1 protein-coding gene is annotated in these 453 nt (G+C 67.1%); it reads left to right on the plus strand.

Annotated features, from left to right (window positions below; translation table 11 throughout):
- Positions 1–453: FAD-dependent oxidoreductase (locus FQ755_RS14990; RefSeq protein WP_186308534.1), on the plus strand; the 453-nt coding region annotated here is incomplete at both ends.

Consider the following 453-nt stretch of genomic DNA (forward strand, 5'->3'; position numbering starts at 1 on the left):
GGTTACAGCAGACTGGTGCTGGCGACCGGCGCCGACCCACGCCGCTTGCGACTGGAAGGCGACGGTGCCGCCGACGTCCTGTCGATCAACGATCTCGACGACTACGCGCGCTTCAGGCTTGCACTGACGCGCTGCCGCTCGGTGGCGATTCTGGGCGCCGGGCTGATCGGTTGCGAGTTCGCCAACGACCTCGCCGCCGCCGGTTACGCGGTGCATCTGATCGATCCGGCGCAGACACCGCTCAACCGTCTGCTGCCGGAGCAGATCGGCGAGATTTTTGCGCGTGCGCTCGGCAATGGCGGCATCCGTTTTCATCCGGGCCGCAGCGTGAATCGTATCGACCGTTCGTCGGATAGTTACCGGCTGAGTTTCAGCGAAGGCGAGCCGATCGACGCGGACCTGGTGGTGTCCGCCATTGGACTCGCCCCGCGCACGTCGCTCGCGGCGGCGGCG

Source organism: Paraburkholderia sp. BCC1885 (assembly GCF_900996235.1).
Lineage (GTDB): Bacteria > Pseudomonadota > Gammaproteobacteria > Burkholderiales > Burkholderiaceae > Paraburkholderia.